Origin of the sequence: Streptomyces durmitorensis (assembly GCF_023498005.1) — a bacterium.
GTDB lineage: Bacteria > Actinomycetota > Actinomycetes > Streptomycetales > Streptomycetaceae > Streptomyces > Streptomyces durmitorensis.
This window is the reverse complement of record NZ_CP097289.1, coordinates 6,842,137-6,860,897: the sequence shown is the minus strand read 5'-3', so window position 1 is coordinate 6,860,897 and position 18,761 is coordinate 6,842,137. Positions and strand designations below refer to the sequence as shown.

Genomic DNA, 18,761 nt, shown 5'->3' with positions numbered 1-18,761 from the left:
GCATGGCACGGATTGTGGTGATCGGCGCCGGGATGGGCGCGATGGCGGCCGCCGCCCGGCTGGCCGTCGCGGGCCACCGGGTGGTGGTGCACGAGCGGTCGGGTACGTACGGCGGCGCGCTCGGCAGCGTGGAGCGCGACGGCTTCGCCTTCGACACGGGCCCCGGGCTCCTGCATCTCCCCGCCGTCTATCGCGACCTGTTCGTGAAGACGGGCAAGGAGCCGCTGGAGAAGTGCGTCGAGCTGTCCCAGGTGGAGCCCGCCGTGCGGCACGTCTTCGCGGACGGCACGGCGGCCGATCTGCCGAACGCCTCGCGCGCGGGTGTGGGCGAGGCCCTCGACGCGGCGCTGGGCAGCGGCGCGGGCGCCGCCTGGTCGGCGTACATGAACCGCGCCCGTGAGGCATGGGACCGCACCCGGCGCCCCCTCCTGGAAGAGCCGCTCTGGCCGAACTGGCAGGTCCTCGCCGACCGCGAGCCCTACCCCTCGGTGCCGCACAAGCGCCTCCTGCGGCGCGAGCGGCGCGCGAGCACCCTCACCGAGGTCGGCGAGCTCGAACTGGGCGGCGACGCACGGCTCCTCGCGCTCCTGGAGCAGTACGCCCTCGCGTGCGGCCTCGACCCCCGGGCGACCCCGGCGAGCGCGGCCGTCCTGCCCTACCTGGAACACACCTTCGGCGCATGGTCCGTGCGCGGCGGGATGCGTGCGCTCGCGACCGCCGTGTACGAGCGGTGTCTCGCCCGGCGGGTCGAGTTCGCGTTCGACTCCCCCGTCGCCCGGATCATCGAGAAGGACGGCCGCGCGGCGGGCGTCGAGCTCGCGGACGGGACGGCGGAAGAGGCGGACTTCGTGGTCGCCGGTGTCGCGCCGGGCGCACTGGACGGCTTGCTGTCCGGTGTATCCGGCATGTCCGGCGCATCCGGTGTGAACATACGGGCGGAGGGTGAAGTGCAGGCCCGGTCCGGACTGCCCAGCCGCCTCATGGTCCTCCTCGCGCTGCGCGGCGCGAGGCCCGAGGGCACGCCTCACCGGACGGTGCTGCACACACCCGACCGCCGGGACGAGCTCGACCGGCTCTTCGGGGACCGCCCCGGACTGCCCATCGCCCCCACCCTCACGGTGCTGCGCCCGGACGACCCGACGCGCACGCCCGACGCCGGGCACGAGGCGGTCACGCTGACGGCCACGGTGCCCGCGCACACGGAGGTCACCGAGGCGGACGTGGAGCGCCTGCTCGACCGTGCCGATGCCGTGCTGCCCGGACTGCGGGAGCGCCTGCTGTGGCACGAGGTCCGTACCCCCGCCGACATCGCGCAGGCCACCGGCGCCGACGGCGGCGCGGTCCCGCCCCCGTCCCTCGCGGCGGGCGACGGCCGGCTGCTGCACCCGGCCAACAGCACGCGTCTGCCGGGGCTCTTCGCGGCCGGCGGCTGGGCGCACCCGGGCGGCGGGCTTCCGCACGCGGGCATGTCGGGCACGCTGGTGGCCGGACTGATCGTGGAGGGACCGGACTTCCGGGGCTCGCAGTGAACCGGGGCTCGCAGCGAGCCGACGCTCCCGCTGATCAGTACCGGTACTGCTCGTCGTACCCCGCGTCGTAACCGTTCCCCTGGGACTGGTCGCCCTGATAGGGATACGGCTGCTCCGGCGGTAGTTCGCCGCCGTACTGGCCGTAGGGGGCCTCGACGCTGCGCTGCTGGGGCACCCAGACCCCGCCGGGCGGCGTCTCGTTGTACGTCCCCGCCCCGGTGCCGTACGGATCGGCGGCAGGAGCGGCGGGATAGGGGGCGTACTGCTGCTGGTCGCCGTACGTGTCGTAGCTCTGCTGGCCGCCGTACGTCTGCGTCCCGATGTACGGGTCGGAGTACGCGGCGTACTGCTGCTGGCCCGTCTCGCCGTACGCGTACGGCTGCTGGGGGTCATAGCCCGCGGCGGCGTACGTGTCGTAGCCGTAGCCGCTGTCCGCGGTGGCGGACTGCTGCTGGTCGTACGCCGTGTCGCTGTAGATGCCGTACTGCCCGGTGTCGTCGGGCAGCGGCTCCGGCGCGTAGACCCCGGTGCCGGGAGCGGTCTCGGGCGGCGGTCCTGCCGGGCCCGCCTGCTCGTACTCGAGGTCGGAGACCTGGAGCGTCGGGTCCTGGGCCACCGCGCCCCGCTGCGTCGTCTTGCGGCGCTTGCTCAGACCGGGCTGGCCGCCGAGCGCCCAGCCGGTGGAGAAGCCGCGCCGGAAGGACAGCGTCACGTACGTCTGTCCCGTGGCGAAGGCGATCGCGCCGATCCCGATGACGACCACCGACGGCAGCAGCACGCCGATGACCACGCCGAGGAAGCCGCCGAAGGCGAGCAGCCGCCAGCGCAGCCGCGCCTTGTACTGCAGCAGCACCTCGCCCAACAGCCACAGCGCGACGCATCCGAACGCGATGTAGAGGACCGTCCAGCCCATGTACGCCCCTCTCCCCGCGGCCGCCGCCCCCAGGGGTACGGCCGGTCAGGCCTGCGGGTGATGCAGGCCCAGATTCTCGTAGATTTCCAGAGTCGCCGTGGAGTTGTTGAGCGTGATGAAGTGCAGTCCCGGGACACCCTCGGCCAGCAACCGCGCGCAGAACTCCGTCGCGAACTCGATGCCAATGGAGCGTACAGCCGCCGGATCGTCTTTGGCTGTGAGGATGCGCTCTTTGAGCGCGGGCGGGAAGGAAGCGTTGCTGAGCTGGGGCAGCCGCTCCAGCATGCGCACGTTCGTCACCGGCATGATCTCCGGGATGATCGGCGTCGAACAGCCCGCGGCCTCGACCCGGTCGCGCAGGCGCAGATACTCCTCCGGGTGGAAGAACATCTGTGTGATCGCGTAGTCGGCGCCGGCGCGGCACTTGTCGACGAAGTGCCGGACGTCGGTGTCCCAGTCGGCCGACCGCGGATGCATCGCCGGGAAGGCCGCGACGCCCACGCAGAAGTCGCCCGACTCCTTGATCAGCTGGACCAGTTCGGCGGCGTACTCAAGGCCCTTGGGGTGCTTGACCCAGTCGGCGAGGGGGTCGCCGGGCGGGTCGCCGCGGACCGCGAGCATGTTCCTGATGCCTGCGTCCGCGTACTGCCCGATGATGTTGCGCAGTTCGGCCACGGAGTGGTCGACCGCGGTCAGGTGCGCGACCGGCGTGAGCGTCGAGTCGGCGACGATCTGCTCCGTCTCCTTGACCGTGCCCGCACGCGTCGAGCCGCCCGCTCCGTACGTCACGGAGACGAAGCTGGGGGCCACCGCCTCGACCCTGCGCAGGGCGTTCCACAGGTTCCGCTCGCCCTTCGGGGTCTTCGGCGCCGAGAACTCGAACGAATACGTCGTCTTGCCGGTCGCGAGCATGTCACGCACGGTGCGTGCGCGATCAGATCTGGTGGAAGCAGTGCCTAGGGCCATACGGGCAGGTTAGCTACGGGGCACCGCTACCGGCCAATCTCCGTCCAACCTGCGGACACCGCCCCCGAAGGTTGGCCGAAGATCGCCGATCAGGCCGAACGCAGCCGCTTCGCGAAGTCGGCCGCCGCGGCTGCCGGATCGTCCGCCTCGGTGATCGCCCGCACGACGACGACGCGGCGGGCGCCCGCTTCGAGCACCTCGTCGAGGTTGCCCGCGTCGATGCCGCCGATGGCGAACCACGGGCGGTCCGTGCCGAGCGAGGCCGTGTACCGGACGAGGTCGAGCCCCGGAGCGTGCCGGCCCGGCTTCGTGGGGGTCGGCCAGCAGGGTCCCGTGCAGAAGTAGTCCACGCCGTCCTGCGTCGCCGCGGCGGCGGCCTCGGCGTCGGCGTGCGTAGAGCGGCCGATGAGGACATCCTCGCCCAGAATCCCGCGGGCCGCGGGCACCGGCAGGTCGCCCTGGCCCAGGTGCAGCACGTCGGCGCCGATGGCGTGCGCGACGTCCGCGCGGTCGTTCACCGCGAGGAGCTTGCCGTGCCTGCGGGCGGCGTCGGCGAAGACCTGGAGGTGTTCGAGCTCCTCGGCTGCCTCCATGCCCTTGTCCCGCAGCTGCACGATGTCGACACCGCCGCCGAGGACGGCGTCGAGGAACTCGGGGAGGTCTCCCTGGCGCTTGCGGGCGTCCACGCACAGATAGAGGCGGGCGTCCGCGAGCTGCTCGCGGGCAGGCTTGGTGGCCATGGAGATGTCCCCCGGGTTGTCGGTGGCCCACGGGCCGCGTGTCCACGGGGGACGCGCGGCCCGTACGCAACGGTTTTCCGTGTCGGTCAGACGGCGAGCGCCTGGGCGCGACGCTTCACCTCCGTGCCGCGATTCTCGCTCAGAGCCTGCGCGGGGGTGCCGGGCAGGGTGGGGTCGGGAGTGAAGAGCCACTCCAGCATTTCTTCGTCGGAGAAGCCGTCGTCCCGCAGGAGCGTCAGGGTGCCGGTGAGGCCCTTGACGATCTTGTCGCCGTCGATGAAGGCGGCCGGCACCGCGAGCGCGCGGTTCTCACCACGGCGCACGGCGATCAGCTGGCCCTCCTTGACCAGCTGGCGCACACGCGTCACCTCGACGTCGAGCATTTCTGCGATGTCGGGGAGGTGGAGCCACTCGGGGACGAGAGCATCAGTCTTTGCGTCAATCTCGGTCACGGGGCCAAGCGTATCTCCGGGCGCCGACAGCGGCCGGGCAGCGGGTCCCTCCGGTCACGGCAGCACGGTCTTCTTCAGCGGCAGCGCGGGGTCCGACGCCAGGTCGGGGGAGAGCCGGGCGCCCGCCTCGATCAGCTTGCGGCCCTGCGCCAGGTCCCTGGGGCGGCCCACCGCGAGCACGGCGACCAGGACGCCCCCTCGGAGCCAGCACACGGTCCAGGCCGCACCCGAGGAATCGCCGCGCCACACCAGCTCGTCGGCGGTCGCGTGGTGACCGGCGTACTGGACGAAGCGGCCGAACTGCTCGGACCAGAAGTACGGGACGGGGTCGTACGCCGAAGGGGTCTCGCCGATGATGTTCGCCGCCACCGTGCGCGGGCCCTGGAGGGCGTTGTCCCAGTGGTGCACGAGGAGGCGCTCGCCATACCTTCCCGAAGGGAAGGACGAGCAGTCGCCGACCGCGTAGACGTCGGGCTGCGACGTCCGAAGGTGGTCGTCGGCCAGGATCTCCCGGTGGGCGCCCAGGGTGATGCCGGAGCCCGCGAGCCAGTCCGTGGCGGGGCGTGCGCCGATGCCGACGACGACCGCGTCCGCGGGCAGCCGGGTGCCGTCGTCCAGGAGGACGCTGCCGGGCTCGACGCGCTCCACGCGCGCGTGGGTGCGCAGTTCGGCTCCGGAATCGGCGTACCAGGACGTCATCGGCGCCGCGACCTCTGCGGGAAGGGCCCCCGCGAGCGGCCGCTCGGCGGCTTCGACGACGGTGACGGAGCAGCCCGCCTCGCGTGCGGCGGTCGCGAACTCGGCGCCGATCCAGCCCGCGCCGACGACCACGATGCGGTGCTGCTCGGCGAGCACGGGCCGCAGCCGCTCGGCGTCGTCGAGGGTGCGCAGCAGATGGACGCCGGGGACTCCGGAGGCGCCGGGCAGCAGGATCGGCTGGGCGCCGGTGGCGATGACAAGGGCGTCGTACGGGACGGGGCCCCGCTCGGTGTCCAGCTCGTGGTCGTCGGGGCGCACGCCGGTGACCTCGTGGCCCAGGCTCAGCTCGATGCCGAGCGCCTCGAAGTCGATGTCGAAGGCGGAGCCCTCCGCCTTGCCGAGCAGCACGGCCTTGGACAGCGGTGGCCTGTCGTAGGGCTGGTGGGGTTCCGCGCCGATCAGGGTGACCGCACCGGCGAACCCCTGCTCGCGCAGGGCCACGGCGGTCTGCACCCCGGCCATCCCCGCGCCGACGATGACGACCCGGCGCTCTTCGTGCCTCCGCTGCTCACTCACCCGATCACTGTAGGACTGCGGGCGACGCGCGCCTCAGGGTGCGACGGGGAGATCTCTGACACACCGTCACCGCCCATACCCGGACAGCTCCCCTACTGCCGCCGGACACCAGGGGCTAGGGTGGCCGTGCAGAACACTCGCGGGAGCCCGGACGCACCGGGCTGAGAGGGAGGCTGGACGGCCTCCGACCGTACGAACCTGATCCGGGTCATGCCGGCGAAGGGAGGGGCTGGACGCCCATGCAGTCACGTACACCACCCCGTACGACCCGCACGACCGACGTCGTGGTCGTCGGGGGCGGCATCATCGGCCTGGTCACGGCCTGGCGGGCGGCGCAGCGCGGCCTGTCCACGGCGGTCGTGGACCCCGAGCCGGGCGGCGGCGCGGCGCAGGTGGCCGCGGGCATGCTGGCCGCCGTCACCGAGCTGCACTACGGGGAGCAGACGCTGCTCGCCCTGAATGTGGCCTCCGCGCAGCGCTATCCCGACTTCGCGGCCGAGCTGACGGAGGCGAGCGGCCGGGATCTCGGCTACCGCGCGTGCGGCACGCTCGCCGTCGCCCTCGACTCGGACGACCGCGCCCACCTGCGGGAGCTGCACGCCCTTCAGCAGCAGTCGGGGCTCGCCTCGGAGTGGCTGAGCGGGCGCGAGTGCCGCCGCCTGGAACCGATGCTCGCGCCGGGTGTCCGGGGCGGCCTTCGCGTCGACGGCGATCACCAGGTCGACCCGCGCAGGCTCGCCGCGGCGCTCCTCGTGGCCTGTGAGCGGGCGGGCGTCGTCTTCCACCGCGTGTGGGCGGAGCGCCTCACGGTCACGGGTGACCGGGCCACCGGAGTCGTCCTCGCCGACGGCACCGCCCTGGACGCCGGTCAGACCGTGCTCGCGGCGGGCAGCCTCAGCGGGCGCCTGGCCGGGGTCCCTGAGGGCGTGCTGCCGCCCGTGCGCCCCGTGAAGGGGCAGGTGCTTCGGCTCACGGTGCCCGAGCGGTACGCGCCGTTCCTGAGCCGCACCGTGCGCGCCGTCGTGCGCGGCAGCCACGTCTATCTCGTGCCGCGCGAGAACGGCGAGCTCGTCGTCGGCGCGACCAGTGAGGAGCTCGGCTGGGACACGACGGTCACCGCGGGCGGCGTGTACGAGCTGCTTCGGGACGCCCACGAGCTCGTACCCGGCATCACGGAACTGCCGCTGACCGAGACCCGCGCGGGCCTGCGCCCCGGCTCACCCGACAACGCGCCGCTGCTCGGCCCGACCGCCCTGCCCGGCCTCCAGCTGGCCACCGGGCACTACCGCAACGGCGTCCTTCTGACGCCCGTCACCGGCGACGTCATGGCGCACGCCCTGACCACCGGTGAACTGCCCGACGAGGCACGGGGGTTCACCCCCGAGCGCTTCGTCCGCGACCCCCTCACGCAGCGCTTCATGGAGCAGCCCGCATGACTCTCCCAGCCGTTACCGCCGTGTCCGTCAACGGAGAAGCACGCGATGTGGCCGCGGGCACCACCCTCGAAGCCCTCGTCGCCACCCTCACCGCGGCCCCCTCCGGGGTCGCCGCCGCGCTCAACGAAACCGTCGTACCGCGCACCCAGTGGTCCACCACCCCGCTCACCGAAGGGGACCGCGTCGAGGTCCTCACCGCCGTCCAAGGAGGCTGAACCGACATGGCAGACGACCCCTTCGTCATCGGCGGGCTCACCCTTTCCTCCCGCCTGATCATGGGTACGGGCGGTGCGCCGAGCCTGGACGTGCTCGAACGCTCCCTCGTCGCCTCCGGTACGGAGCTGACGACGGTCGCGATGCGCCGCCTGGACCCCGGGGTGCAGGGCTCGGTGCTCTCCGTCCTCGACCGGCTCGGCATCCGGGTCCTGCCGAACACGGCGGGCTGCTTCACCGCGGGCGAGGCCGTCCTGACCGCCCGCCTCGCGCGCGAGGCGCTCGGCACCGACCTGATCAAGCTGGAGGTCATCGCGGACGAGCGCACGCTGCTCCCCGACCCGATCGAGCTGATCGACGCCGCCGAGACCCTGGTCGACGACGGCTTCACGGTCCTTCCGTACACGAACGACGACCCGGTCCTGGCCCGGAAGCTGGAGGACGTGGGCTGCGCGGCGATCATGCCGCTCGGCTCCCCCATCGGCTCCGGGCTCGGCATCCGCAACCCGCACAACTTCCAGCTGATCGTCGAGCGCGCGGGCGTGCCGGTGATCCTGGACGCCGGGGCGGGGACGGCGTCCGACGCCACGCTCGCCATGGAGCTGGGGTGCGCGGGTGTGATGCTCGCCTCCGCCGTGACGCGTGCGCAGGAGCCCGTCCTCATGGCCGAGGGCATGCGGCACGGGGTCGAGGCGGGGCGCCTCGCGTACCGGGCCGGGCGGATTCCCCGGCGGCACTTCGCCGAGGCGTCCTCGCCCGTGGAGGGCATGGCCCGGCTCGATCCGGAGCGGCCCGCGTTCTGAGCGTCCCGCGCCTGTTACAGCTCGGCTGCAGTCGAGGCCCGAGTCCGCCCGGGCGGGCAGCGGTGTCAGCGGTGGCTCGTAGACTCCCTGCGTGGACACGACCCTTCAGGACCCGCTCGTCGGGCAGGTGCTCGACGGCCGCTATCGCGTGGACGGGCGGATCGCGGTCGGCGGGATGGCCACGGTCTACCGGGCCGTGGACACCCGCCTCGACCGCGTGCTCGCGCTCAAGGTGATGCACCCGACGCTCGCCGCCGATGTCTCCTTCGTCGACCGCTTCATCCGCGAGGCGAAGTCGATCGCCCGGCTCTCCCACCCGAACGTGGTGGGGGTGTACGACCAGGGCGCCGACGGCGCGTACGTCTATCTGGCGATGGAGTACATCGCCGGCTGCACCCTGCGTGACGTGCTCCACGAGCGCGGCGCCCTGCAGCCGCGCGCGGCCCTCGACATCCTGGAGCCGGTCCTCGCCGCGCTCGGCGCCGCGCACCGCGCCGGGTTCGTGCACCGCGACATGAAGCCGGAGAACGTCCTCATAGGGGATGACGGCCGGGTCAAGGTCGCCGACTTCGGGCTCGTGCGCGCGGTGGACACCGTCACGAACACGACCGGCACGGTCCTGGGCACGGTCTCCTATCTCGCCCCCGAGCAGATAGAGCACGGCACGGCCGACACGCGTGTGGATGTGTACGCGTGCGGGGTCGTGCTCTACGAAATGCTGACCGGCGCCAAGCCGCACTCCGGCGAGTCGCCCGCCCAGGTGCTCTACCAACACCTCCACGAGGACGTGCCGCCCCCGTCGGCGGTGGTTCCGGGGCTCGCCGTCGAGCTCGACGAACTGGTCGCGTCCGCCACCGCCCGCAACCCCGACGTCCGCCCGCACGACGCGGTGGCGCTCCTCGGGCAGGCCAGGGAGGCGCGCGCCGCGCTCTCCCTGGAGCAGCTGGACGCGGTGCCGCCGCAGGCACACACGACGGAGCACGGACACGACAACTCCGACGACCGTACGAGCGTGATCCCGCGCGCGGTGCGGTCCGTGCAGCTGCCGCTCCCCACGGACGGCGACCACAACCAGCAGGACCGGCACAGCCGCCAGGACCAGCTCAACCGCACGAGCATCCTTCAGACGCCTCCGCCGGCGCCGCCGACCGCCCCAGACCGCAGGCGAGGCCCCGATCCGCGCCGCCGCGTGATGGTGGTCGTGGCCGCCGTCCTGCTCGCCCTCGGGCTCGGCGCGGGCGTCTGGTACATCAACTCAGGCCAGTTCACGAAGGTCCCGCCGCTCCTGGCGAAGACCGAGGCGGCGGCCAAGAAGCGCCTCGGCGAAGCCGGACTCGACGTGAAGGACGTCAAGCGCGCCTACAGCGACACCGACAAGCGCGGCACGGTCATGGCCACCGACCCCGGGGCGGGCGAGCGCATCCGTGACAACGGAAGCGTGACGCTGACCGTCTCGATGGGCCCCGAGATCGTGAAGGTCCCGAGCCTCAAGGGCACCCCGCTGGCCGCGGCCAAGAACAAGCTCAAGGACGTCGGGCTCGCTCCCGGGATGACGACCAAGGCCTTCAGCGACGAGGTGCGCAGGGGCTCCGTGATCAGCACGGACCCGCAGTCGGGCACCAAGCGCAAGGCGGGCTCCGCCATCGCGGTGGTCGTCAGCAAGGGCCCCGAGGTCGAGGTCCCCGACGTGACGGGCGACTCCCAGGCCGACGCGACCGCCGAGCTCGAGGACCTGGGCCTGAAGGTCAAGGTCGAGACGGAGCGGATCTACTCCGACGAGGACAAGGGCACGGTCGTCGACCAGTCCCCCAGGGAGGGCCAGAAGCGGCTCGCCGAGGGTGACACGGTCACGCTGACGCTCTCCAAGGGCCCCGAGATGATCGAGGTCCCGGACGTCGAGGGCATGAGCGTCGACGACGCCACGCAGAAACTTCAGGACGCGGGCTTCGAGGTCGACGAGGACCGCGGACTGCTCGGCATCTTCGGGGACACGGTCAAGGGCCAGTCGGTGGAGGGCGGCGACGAGGCGCCCAAGGGGTCCTCGATCACCATCGAGATCCGTTGAGCCGTCGAGCCGTTGAGGCGTTGAGGCGTTGAGGCGTTGAGGCGTTGAGGCGTCGAGGCGTCGAGGCGTCGAGGCGTCGAGGCTCTGACGCCTTGACGCCTCGATCCGCTGACGGGACGCTCACGCGCCCATGCCACCCTTGAGCGCGTGAGCAGCAACAAGTCCCCCAGCACCGTGTCCCGCGGCACCTTGTCCCGCAATCCCGTCGGCGGCCACGTCCCCGTCGCCGGCGGCCTGGCATCCGTAGGGCTTTCGTACGCCCGGGAGCTGGGTGCCGAGGCCGTCCAGGTCTTCGTGGCCAACCCGCGCGGCTGGGCGACCCCGCCCGGCAATCCGAAGCAGGACGAGGAGTTCCGCGCGGCCTGCGCCGCCGAGAACATCCCGGCGTACGTCCACGCGCCCTACCTCATCAACTTCGGCTCGCACACCGAGGCGACCGCGGAGAAGTCCGTGGAGTCCCTGCGCCACTCGCTGCGCCGGGCCCGCGAGATCGGCGCGCTCGGCGTGGTCGTGCACACCGGCTCGGCGACCGGCGGCCGGGACCGCGCCGTCGCGCTGAAGCAGGTGCGCGACCGGATGCTGCCGCTGCTCGACGAGCTGACGCACGACGACGACCCCTACCTCCTCCTGGAGTCGACCGCGGGCCAGGGGTTCTCGCTCTGCTCACGCACCTGGGACTTCGGCCCGTACTTCGACGCCCTCGACGCCCACCCGAAGCTGGGCGTCTGCCTGGACACCTGCCACATCTTCGCGGCGGGCCACGACCTGACCGGGCCGAGCGGCATGAAGCAGACGCTGGACCTCCTGGTCGACACCGTCGGCGAGGGCCGCCTGAAGCTGGTGCACGCCAACGACTCCAAGGACGTGGTCGGCGCGCACAAGGACCGCCACGAGAACATCGGCACCGGCCACATCGGCGAGGAGCCCTTCCGCGAGCTCATGCTCCACCCCGCGACCGCGAACGTACCGCTGATCATCGAGACGCCCGGCGGCAAGGAAGGCCACGCGGCGGACGTGGCGCGGCTGAAGGAGCTCAGGAGCGTCTAGGGGCCCCGGAGACTCTTGAGGAATACCCCCTGGGGGTATACGGTTCTTGCCAGGCGGCAGGAACCGATATCCGACGTTGGGGGACTCTCATGCAGCACGGCCACCACGACACTCATGCCGAGCACACGCACCACGCCCACGAGGGGCACCACGGCACGGGCATGGGCAAGGGCAAGGTCAGCTGGCGGATGGCGGCCCAGGCGACCCTGCACTGCCTCACCGGGTGCGCCATCGGCGAGGTCCTCGGCATGGTCATCGGCACCGCGCTCGGCTGGGGCAACGTACAGACGATGATCCTCGCGATCACCCTGGCCTTCTTCTTCGGATACGCCCTGACCCTGCGCGGCATCCTCAAGGCGGGCGTCGATTTCAGGACGGCGTTCCGGGTCGCGCTCGCCGCGGACACCCTGTCCATCGCGGTCATGGAGCTGATCGACAACGGCGTGATCGCGTTCTGGCCGGGAGCGATGGACGCCCACCTGGCGGACCCCATGTTCTGGTGGATCCTCGCCATCGCCTTGGCCGCCGCCTTCGTGATCACCGTCCCGGTGAACAAGTGGATGATCGGCCGCGGCAAGGGCCACGCGGTGGTGCATCAGTACCACCACTGAGCCAAGCCGCCAGGAGATCAGAGCTCGGGGCCGTCCCCGGGCTCTTCCTGGTACGAGTAGCGCTGCTCGGTCCAGGGGTCGCCGACGTTGTGATAGCCGCGCTCCTCCCAGAAGCCGCGGCGGTCGGCGGTCATGTACTCAACGCCGCGGACCCACTTGGGGCCCTTCCACGCGTAGAGGTGGGGCACCACGAGCCGCAGCGGGAAACCGTGCTCGGCGGTCAGCAGCTCGCCCCCTTTGTGGGTGGCGAAAATCGTTCGCTCGTCCATGAAGTCGGCCATCCGCAGATTCGAGCTGAAGCCGTACTCGGCCCAGACCATCACGTGGGTGGCGTCGGGCGCGGGCGGCGCGATCTCGAGCAGCGCACGCGCGGGCACACCGCCCCATTCGGCGCCGAGCATGCTGAACTTCGTGACGCAGTGCAGATCGCCGACCACGGTGGCGTACGGAAGCGACGAGAACTCCTCGTGCGTCCAGCAGTGCTTGTCCCCGTCGGCGGTGGCCCCGAAGACCCTGAACTCCCAGCGCTCCGGGCGGAACTTCGGCACCGGGCCGTAGTGGGTGACCGGCCAGCCCCGCTGGAGTCGCTGCCCCGGTGGAAGCTCCGGCTCCACTGCTTCCCGAGATGCGCGATCCGCCGACTGACCCATGCGTCCATCCTGACAGACCTGGGTAGGTGGACGTGACCAGGAGGCCGCCGACAGGGGCTGGTCAGCCGTTGATTGGGGCAACTCCTACTAAGCGTGCACTTACTGGACGGTCACTCACGCCGGTGCAAGGATGCGCGGAACCTGCCCAGTTACCACGTGGAAGGAGCCTCTGCGATGCAGGGCGACCCCGAGGTCATCGAATTTCTCAACGAGCAGCTGACCGCCGAGCTCACGGCGATCAACCAGTACTTTCTCCACGCCAAGATGCAGGAGAACTTCGGCTGGCCCAAGCTCGCGAAGTACACCCGGTCCGAGTCGATCGACGAGATGAAGCACGCGGAGATCCTGACCGACCGGATTCTCTTCCTCGACGGCCTGCCCAATTATCAGCGGCTCTTCCACGTACGCGTGGGTCAGACCGTCACGGAGATGTTCCAGGCCGACCGGCAGATCGAGGCGGAGGCGATCGACCGCCTCAAGCGCGGGATCGAGGTGATGCGCGGCAAGGGAGACATCACTTCCGCGAATATCTTCGAGTCGATCCTCGAGGACGAGGAGCACCACATCGACTATCTCGACACCCAGCTCGAACTGGTCGAGAAGCTGGGCGAGCCGCTCTACATCTCGCAGCTCATCGAGCAGCCGGAGAGCTGACCCCGGCCGAGAGAGCTGCTAGGCGGCCTCGTCCAGGCCGGTGAGGACGGGCTGCCCCTGGTCGGCGAGCTCCCTGCGGGGACACGTGCCCCGGCCCAGGAGCGCCTGAATGCTCCGTACACACGAACCGCAGTCGGTGCCCGCCTTGCTGGCGGACGCTATCTGGCGGGGTGTGCAGGCGCCGTCGGCCGCGTGCTGCTTGACCTGCGCCTCGGTGACCCCGAAGCAGTTGCAGACGTACACGCGGTTCACCTCCCGGACAGGATTCATCGGCGGCGCCGTCCCGATTAATCGGTGAGGCTAACCTAACCTTACCCACGTCTCCGGGTCCACAAAAGCCCCCGATACGCCGGTGGGGCACGGATCACATGGATCCGTGCCCCACCTTCGCGTCTTGCGGGAATACCCAGACGGGAATGCCTACTGGTCGCGGTACATCTCCGCCACCAGGAACGCCAGGTCCAGGGACTGGCTGCGGTTCAGGCGCGGGTCGCAGGCCGTCTCGTAGCGCTGGTGCAGGTCGTCGACGAAGATCTCGTCGCCGCCGCCCACGCACTCGGTGACGTCGTCACCGGTGAGCTCGACGTGGATGCCGCCCGGGTGCGTGCCCAGGCCCTTGTGGACCTCGAAGAAGCCCTTGACCTCGTCGAGCACGTCGTCGAAGCGGCGGGTCTTGTGACCGGATGCCGCCTCGAAGGTGTTGCCGTGCATCGGGTCGGTGACCCAGGCGACGGTCGCGCCGGACGCGGTGACCTTCTCGACCAGCTCGGGGAGCTTGTCGCGGACCTTGTCGGCGCCCATGCGGACGATGAAGGTCAGCCGGCCGGGCTCGCGGTCCGGGTCGAGGCGCTCGATGTACTGCAGCGCCTCCTCCGTGGTCGTCGTCGGGCCGAGCTTGATGCCGATCGGGTTGCGCACCTTGGAGGCGAACTCGATGTGCGCGCCGTCCAGTTGACGGGTGCGCTCACCGATCCAGACCATGTGGCCCGAGGTGTCGTAGAGCCGCCCGGTGCGCGAGTCCACGCGGGTGAGGGCCGACTCGTAGTCGAGGAGGAGCGCCTCGTGCGAGGCGTAGAACTCGACGGTCTTGAACTCCTCCGGGTCCGTCCCGCAGGCGCGCATGAAGTTGAGCGCGTTGTCGATCTCGCGCGCCAGCTGTTCGTAGCGCTGGCCCGAGGGGGACGACTTCACGAAGTCCTGGTTCCAGGCGTGCACCTGGCGCAGGTCGGCGTAACCGCCGGTGGTGAAGGCGCGCACCAGGTTGAGCGTCGAGGCGGACGCGTTGTACATCCGCTTCAGGCGCTCGGGGTCCGGGACGCGGGACTTCTCGTCGAAGTCGAAGCCGTTGACCGAGTCGCCGCGGTAGGTCGGCAGGGTCACGCCGTCGCGGGTCTCGGTGCCCTTGGAGCGCGGCTTCGAGTACTGCCCCGCGATGCGGCCGACCTTCACGACGGGCACGGAGGCCGCGTACGTGAGGACAGCGCCCATCTGGAGCAGCGTCTTCAGCTTGTTGCGGATCTGGTCGGCGGACACGGCGTCGAAAGCCTCGGCGCAGTCGCCGCCCTGAAGCAGGAACGCCTCTCCCTTGGCGACGGAGGCCAGTCGGGCGCGCAGCTGGTCGCACTCGCCCGCGAAGACGAGCGGCGGATACGACTCGAGCTCCGCGATCACATCGCGCAGAGCCTCGGCATCGGGGTACTCAGGCTGCTGCGCCGCGGGAAGGTCTCGCCAGGTGTTGCCACCGGTTGGGGTGGTCTTAGCGTTCACGGTCACCCCCACAACATTACGGGGTGATGTCTGCCGTCCATTCACCCGCTCACCAAGTGAGACGGAGCAGACACGGCGGAGCGCCGACGTCCGGTCTCCCGTTCGCCCGCGTGCGGCGCCGCCAGGGCGAGCCTGCGGTGCGTGCGGCGCAGCATCGTGCGGGCCATGAAGGGGTGGACGCGCCGGACCACGCCCCAGTAGACCCGGCCGCGCAGCGTGTCGGCCCGCGCGGCGGTGCTCAGCGTGACGTGCCGGCCGTCGACCAGGATCGAGGCGCGCGCCGTCAGGCCCGCGGTGTCCACCTCAAGGAGCAGCTCGTCGCCCTCGCGGGCGAGGACGGGGAAGGCGTCGCGCAGGATGCCGGACCAGGCCTCCGGGTCGCGCGGCTGCCCGGGGAGCAGCTCCATGCGGTACGCGTCCTCGTAGCCGGGGTGGTCGACGGCGGTGCGGATGAGGTGGGCGGACTCCGGCGTCCCGACCGTCTCCGGGCGGCTCCACATGAGCCGGTTGCAGAGCCGCACCCTGGGCGACCACCGCACGGGACGGGCGCAGCCGTCCGTCGCCGCCCGCTCGATGTTGTCGAAGACCTCTTCGATGATCGTGTCGTGCAGGGGCCGGACGACGGCGGGCCACAGCAGGCGGTCGCGGCCGCGCAGCTCGGTCTCCAGGACGTGACGGACGCGGCAGCGCTCCTCCCCCATCGGCTCGACGGTCAACTCGTGGAAGCCGTTGTCCGGCGGGGTGAAGGCGAAGCGCACGCGGCGCCCCGGCTCGTACTCCGTGACGCTGTAGCGAACCGGGCCGTGGCCGCCGGTGGCGCCCACGCCGAGCGGGCGGTCGAAGATCATCGGCTCCCAGGCGGGCGTCGGGAAGATCGGGTCCTCCTCGGCGGAGAGCCGGTCGAGCAGGGCGCCGACCACCCCAGCCGGAGCCTCGATCACGCGCTCGTGTTCGTTGAGTACCGTGCTCATCGCGCACCTCCATACGCTGGCGTATGGTCGACCATACGGTACCGTACGGACATGGTGCAACGGCAGCAGAAGAAGCCCGCGGCGAAGCCCCGACTCACCGCTCAGGACTGGGCGGACGCCGCCCTCACCGCGATCGGCGAAGGCGGGCTCGCGGCCGTCGCCGTGGAGCCCCTGGCCGTCCGGCTCGGCACCACCAAGGGGAGCTTCTACTGGCACTTCGCCAACCGTGACGCGCTCATCGAGGCCGCCCTGAACCGCTGGGCACAGATCGACACCGAGGAGACGATCCAGGCGGTCGAGGCCGAGCCCGACCCCCGCAAGCGCGTCCGTCTGCTCTTCGCCGAAGCCATCGCGTCGGCCACGTCCGACCCCCTGGAGGTCGCCCTCCTCGCGACCGCGTCGCACCCCCAGGTCGCCGAGGTCATGCGCCGCGTGACCGAGCGCCGCGTGGCGTACGTCGCCGAGCTCTTCGCCGGGCTCGGCTTCCCCGAAGCGGAGGCGCGGCGGCGCGGGCTGCTGGCGTACACGGTCTATCTGGGGCACGCGCAGCTCGGGCACGCGGTGCCGTCGGCGCTGCCCGCGGCCGACGAGTTCGGCGCGTATCTCGACGAGGCCCTGGACGTCCTGATGATGCGCTAGGGTGCGGGACATGCACGCGCAGACGAACCGAAACTGGTGGTGGCCCGCTCATCCGGCGGCCCACTGATTCTGCGCGTTTCGAGACTCGCGAAGGCCGCCCGAGGGGCGGCCTTCAGTGTTTTCCGGACCTCCGCGAGGCCGGGGCCGTTCCTCTCCGAGTGAGAAGGAACAGAACCGATGCACCTGACAGACCTCCTGTCCGACGACCGCCCCTTCGCCGTACTGCGCCGCCGCACCCCCGGCCGTGACCACGACACGGTCGAGGTCCTGATCGGCGCCGTCGGCACGTACGACCGGCTCGCCGACATCCCCGACGAGGGCCTCGCCCTGATCCCCTTCCGGCAGATCAGGGAGCGCGGATTCGACGTACGCGACGACGGCACGCCGCTCACGGTCCTGGCCCCCGACGAGACGTACGAACTCCCGCTCTCCGAGGCCCTGTCGGCGCTGCCCACCCATGACGTGCGCGTCGAGGGCGGGGCCTTCGACGTCGACGACGCCGCGTACGCGGACATCGTCGGGCGGGTCCTGCGCGAGGAGATCGGGCGGGGCGAGGGCGCGAACTTCGTCATCCGGCGTACGTACGAAGGCCAGATCCCCGGCTTCTCCAGGGCGGACGCCCTGGCCCTCTTCCGCAGGCTGCTCGTGGGCGAGCGGGGCGCGTACTGGACGTACGTCGTGCACACCGGGGACCGGACCCTGGTCGGGGCGAGCCCCGAGGTGCATGTGCGGATGTCGGGCGGGACGGTCGTCATGAACCCGATCAGCGGGACGTACCGCTACCCGGCCGATGGGCCCACGGCGGACGATCTGCTCGGCTTCCTCGCCGACGGCAAGGAGACCGAGGAGCTGTCGATGGTCGTCGACGAGGAGCTCAAGATGATGTGCACCGTCGGCGACATGGGCGGTGTCGTCGTCGGGCCGCGGCTCAAGGAGATGGCCCACCTCGCGCACACCGAGTACGAGTTGCGGGGCAGGTCGTCGCTCGACGCGCGTGAGGTCCTGAAGGAGACGATGTTCGCGGCGACCGTCACCGGCTCGCCCGTGCAGAACGCCTGCCGCGTCATCGAGCGGCACGAGGCGGGCGGGCGCGGCTACTACGCGGGCGCCCTCGCCCTCATCGGCCGTGACGCGGGCGGCGCGCAGACCCTCGACTCCCCCATCCTGATCCGCACCGCCGACATCTCGGCGGACGGCCGGCTGCGCGTCCCGGTCGGCGCGACGCTGGTGCGCGGCTCCGTCCCCGCGAGCGAGGTGGCCGAGACGCACGCGAAGGCGGCGGGCGTCCTCGCTGCCCTCGGGGTGCGTCCCGGCCGGCCCCGCGACGAGCGCGTACGCCCCGCCCTTGCCGACGACCCGCGGGTGCGGGCCGCGCTCGACAGCCGACGGGCCGGGCTCGCGCCGTTCTGGCTGCGAATGCAGGAACATACGGCGGAGCTGTCCGGGCACGCCCTGGTCATCGACGGCGAGGACACGTTCACGGCGATGCTCGCGCATCTGTTGCGCTCGTCCGGCCTCACGGTCTCCGTACGCCGCTACGACGAGCCGGGGCTCCGGGAGACGGTCCGGGAACACGAGGGCCCGCTGGTCCTGGGCCCCGGCCCAGGTGACCCCGCGGACCCCACCGACCCGAAGATGACCTTCCTGCGCTCACTGACCGCCGAGGCCGTCCGCGAGCACCGCCACGGCGTCCTGGGCGTCTGCCTCGGCCATGAGCTCCTGGCCGCCGAGCTCGGCCTGGAGATCGTCCGCAAGGAGGTCCCGTACCAGGGTGCCCAGACGCGGATCGACCTGTTCGGACGCCCCGAGACGGTCGGCTTCTACAACAGCTTCGTGGCCCACTGCGACGAGGAGACGTCCCTGGAACTGGCGGCGCACGGCATCGAGGTCAGCAGGGAAGCGGCCACCGGGGAGGTGCACGCACTGCGGGGGCCCGGCTTCGCGGGGGTCCAGTTCCACCCGGAGTCGGTGCTCTCGCTGCGCGGCACGGCGATCGTGCGGGAGCTGCTGTCCGGGGTGCTCGTCTAGCA

General features: G+C 71.4%; 20 protein-coding genes and 1 riboswitch. Of the genes, 11 read left to right on the top strand and 9 right to left on the bottom strand.

Features of this window, described 5'->3' with window-relative positions; genetic code table 11:
• Window positions 1-2 precede the first annotated feature (2 nt).
• Window positions 3-1,529, top strand: coding sequence for a phytoene desaturase family protein (locus M4V62_RS30585; protein WP_249590414.1), 1,527 nt, complete (start codon window positions 3-5; stop codon window positions 1,527-1,529).
• Between the two features lie 34 nt (window positions 1,530-1,563).
• Here M4V62_RS30585 and M4V62_RS30580 read toward each other — a convergent pair whose 3' ends face one another.
• The 5 genes from M4V62_RS30580 to M4V62_RS30560 all read right to left on the bottom strand — a co-directional run bounded on the left by M4V62_RS30580 (window position 1,564) and on the right by M4V62_RS30560 (window position 5,821).
• Window positions 1,564-2,442 (bottom strand): hypothetical protein, encoded by an 879-nt coding sequence (locus M4V62_RS30580; RefSeq protein WP_249590413.1) that lies wholly within the window; start codon window positions 2,440-2,442, stop codon window positions 1,564-1,566.
• A 45-nt stretch (window positions 2,443-2,487) separates the two neighbouring features.
• A complete protein-coding gene (metF, locus tag M4V62_RS30575; protein WP_249590412.1) occupies window positions 2,488-3,408 on the bottom strand; it encodes a methylenetetrahydrofolate reductase [NAD(P)H] in 921 nt (306 codons plus the stop codon).
• Between the two features lie 89 nt (window positions 3,409-3,497).
• Window positions 3,498-4,148 carry a thiamine phosphate synthase gene (thiE, locus tag M4V62_RS30570; RefSeq protein WP_249590411.1) on the bottom strand — a complete coding sequence of 217 codons (651 nt, stop codon included), beginning with the start codon at window positions 4,146-4,148 and terminating at the stop codon, window positions 3,498-3,500.
• Window positions 4,149-4,234: 86 nt separating this feature from the next.
• Window positions 4,235-4,600, bottom strand: coding sequence for an Rv2175c family DNA-binding protein (locus M4V62_RS30565; protein WP_249590410.1), 366 nt, complete (start codon window positions 4,598-4,600; stop codon window positions 4,235-4,237).
• A gap of 54 nt (window positions 4,601-4,654) precedes the next feature.
• Window positions 4,655-5,821: an NAD(P)/FAD-dependent oxidoreductase gene (locus tag M4V62_RS30560; RefSeq protein ID WP_425575200.1), complete on the bottom strand. Its 1,167-nt coding sequence runs from the start codon at window positions 5,819-5,821 to the stop codon at window positions 4,655-4,657.
• A gap of 183 nt (window positions 5,822-6,004) precedes the next feature.
• Window positions 6,005-6,117, top strand: a riboswitch (TPP riboswitch).
• Here M4V62_RS30560 and thiO point away from each other — a divergent pair.
• The 6 genes from thiO to M4V62_RS30530 all read left to right on the top strand — a co-directional run bounded on the left by thiO (window position 6,115) and on the right by M4V62_RS30530 (window position 12,050).
• The gene (thiO, locus tag M4V62_RS30555) at window positions 6,115-7,311 is read left to right on the top strand and encodes a glycine oxidase ThiO (RefSeq protein WP_249590408.1); all 1,197 of its coding nucleotides are present in this window, start codon (window positions 6,115-6,117) and stop codon (window positions 7,309-7,311) included. (Overlaps the previous riboswitch by 3 nt.)
• The gene (thiS, locus tag M4V62_RS30550) at window positions 7,308-7,526 is read left to right on the top strand and encodes a sulfur carrier protein ThiS (RefSeq protein ID WP_249590407.1); all 219 of its coding nucleotides are present in this window, start codon (window positions 7,308-7,310) and stop codon (window positions 7,524-7,526) included. Before thiO ends, thiS begins: the two co-directional genes overlap by 4 nt.
• Window positions 7,527-7,532: 6 nt before the next feature.
• A complete protein-coding gene (locus M4V62_RS30545) occupies window positions 7,533-8,327 on the top strand; it encodes a thiazole synthase (protein ID WP_249590406.1) in 795 nt (264 codons plus the stop codon).
• A gap of 91 nt (window positions 8,328-8,418) precedes the next feature.
• A complete protein-coding gene (gene pknB, locus M4V62_RS30540) occupies window positions 8,419-10,392 on the top strand; it encodes a Stk1 family PASTA domain-containing Ser/Thr kinase (RefSeq protein WP_249590405.1) in 1,974 nt (657 codons plus the stop codon).
• Between the two features lie 147 nt (window positions 10,393-10,539).
• A complete protein-coding gene (locus M4V62_RS30535) occupies window positions 10,540-11,439 on the top strand; it encodes a deoxyribonuclease IV (protein WP_249590404.1) in 900 nt (299 codons plus the stop codon).
• Window positions 11,440-11,528: 89 nt separating this feature from the next.
• Window positions 11,529-12,050 carry a DUF4396 domain-containing protein gene (locus M4V62_RS30530; protein ID WP_249590403.1) on the top strand — a complete coding sequence of 174 codons (522 nt, stop codon included), beginning with the start codon at window positions 11,529-11,531 and terminating at the stop codon, window positions 12,048-12,050.
• Window positions 12,051-12,067: 17 nt separating this feature from the next.
• Here the strand turns inward: M4V62_RS30530 and M4V62_RS30525 are convergent, their stop codons facing one another.
• Window positions 12,068-12,700: a sulfite oxidase-like oxidoreductase gene (locus M4V62_RS30525; protein WP_249590402.1), complete on the bottom strand. Its 633-nt coding sequence runs from the start codon at window positions 12,698-12,700 to the stop codon at window positions 12,068-12,070.
• 174 nt (window positions 12,701-12,874) lie between these two features.
• Here M4V62_RS30525 and bfr point away from each other — a divergent pair, with 174 nt between their 5' ends.
• The gene (gene bfr / locus M4V62_RS30520) at window positions 12,875-13,354 is read left to right on the top strand and encodes a bacterioferritin (protein ID WP_160504564.1); all 480 of its coding nucleotides are present in this window, start codon (window positions 12,875-12,877) and stop codon (window positions 13,352-13,354) included.
• An 18-nt stretch (window positions 13,355-13,372) separates the two neighbouring features.
• Here bfr and M4V62_RS30515 read toward each other — a convergent pair whose 3' ends face one another.
• From M4V62_RS30515 to M4V62_RS30505, 3 genes are all read right to left on the bottom strand, one after another.
• Window positions 13,373-13,624, bottom strand: a complete 252-nt coding sequence (locus M4V62_RS30515; protein WP_249590401.1) for a (2Fe-2S)-binding protein — start codon at window positions 13,622-13,624, stop codon at window positions 13,373-13,375.
• A 150-nt stretch (window positions 13,625-13,774) separates the two neighbouring features.
• The gene (locus M4V62_RS30510; protein ID WP_249590400.1) at window positions 13,775-15,127 is read right to left on the bottom strand and encodes a class II 3-deoxy-7-phosphoheptulonate synthase; all 1,353 of its coding nucleotides are present in this window, start codon (window positions 15,125-15,127) and stop codon (window positions 13,775-13,777) included.
• Window positions 15,128-15,162: 35 nt separating this feature from the next.
• The gene (locus M4V62_RS30505) at window positions 15,163-16,092 is read right to left on the bottom strand and encodes a DUF2867 domain-containing protein (RefSeq protein ID WP_249590399.1); all 930 of its coding nucleotides are present in this window, start codon (window positions 16,090-16,092) and stop codon (window positions 15,163-15,165) included.
• 51 nt (window positions 16,093-16,143) lie between these two features.
• Between M4V62_RS30505 and M4V62_RS30500 the strand changes: the two genes are divergently transcribed.
• From M4V62_RS30500 to M4V62_RS30495, 3 genes are all read left to right on the top strand, one after another.
• Window positions 16,144-16,731, top strand: coding sequence for a TetR/AcrR family transcriptional regulator (locus tag M4V62_RS30500; protein ID WP_249590398.1), 588 nt, complete (start codon window positions 16,144-16,146; stop codon window positions 16,729-16,731).
• Between the two features lie 10 nt (window positions 16,732-16,741).
• Window positions 16,742-16,798, top strand: a complete 57-nt coding sequence (locus M4V62_RS43970) for a trp operon leader peptide (RefSeq protein ID WP_361046300.1) — start codon at window positions 16,742-16,744, stop codon at window positions 16,796-16,798.
• Between the two features lie 110 nt (window positions 16,799-16,908).
• Window positions 16,909-18,759, top strand: coding sequence for an anthranilate synthase family protein (locus M4V62_RS30495; protein ID WP_249590397.1), 1,851 nt, complete (start codon window positions 16,909-16,911; stop codon window positions 18,757-18,759).
• Window positions 18,760-18,761 lie beyond the last annotated feature (2 nt).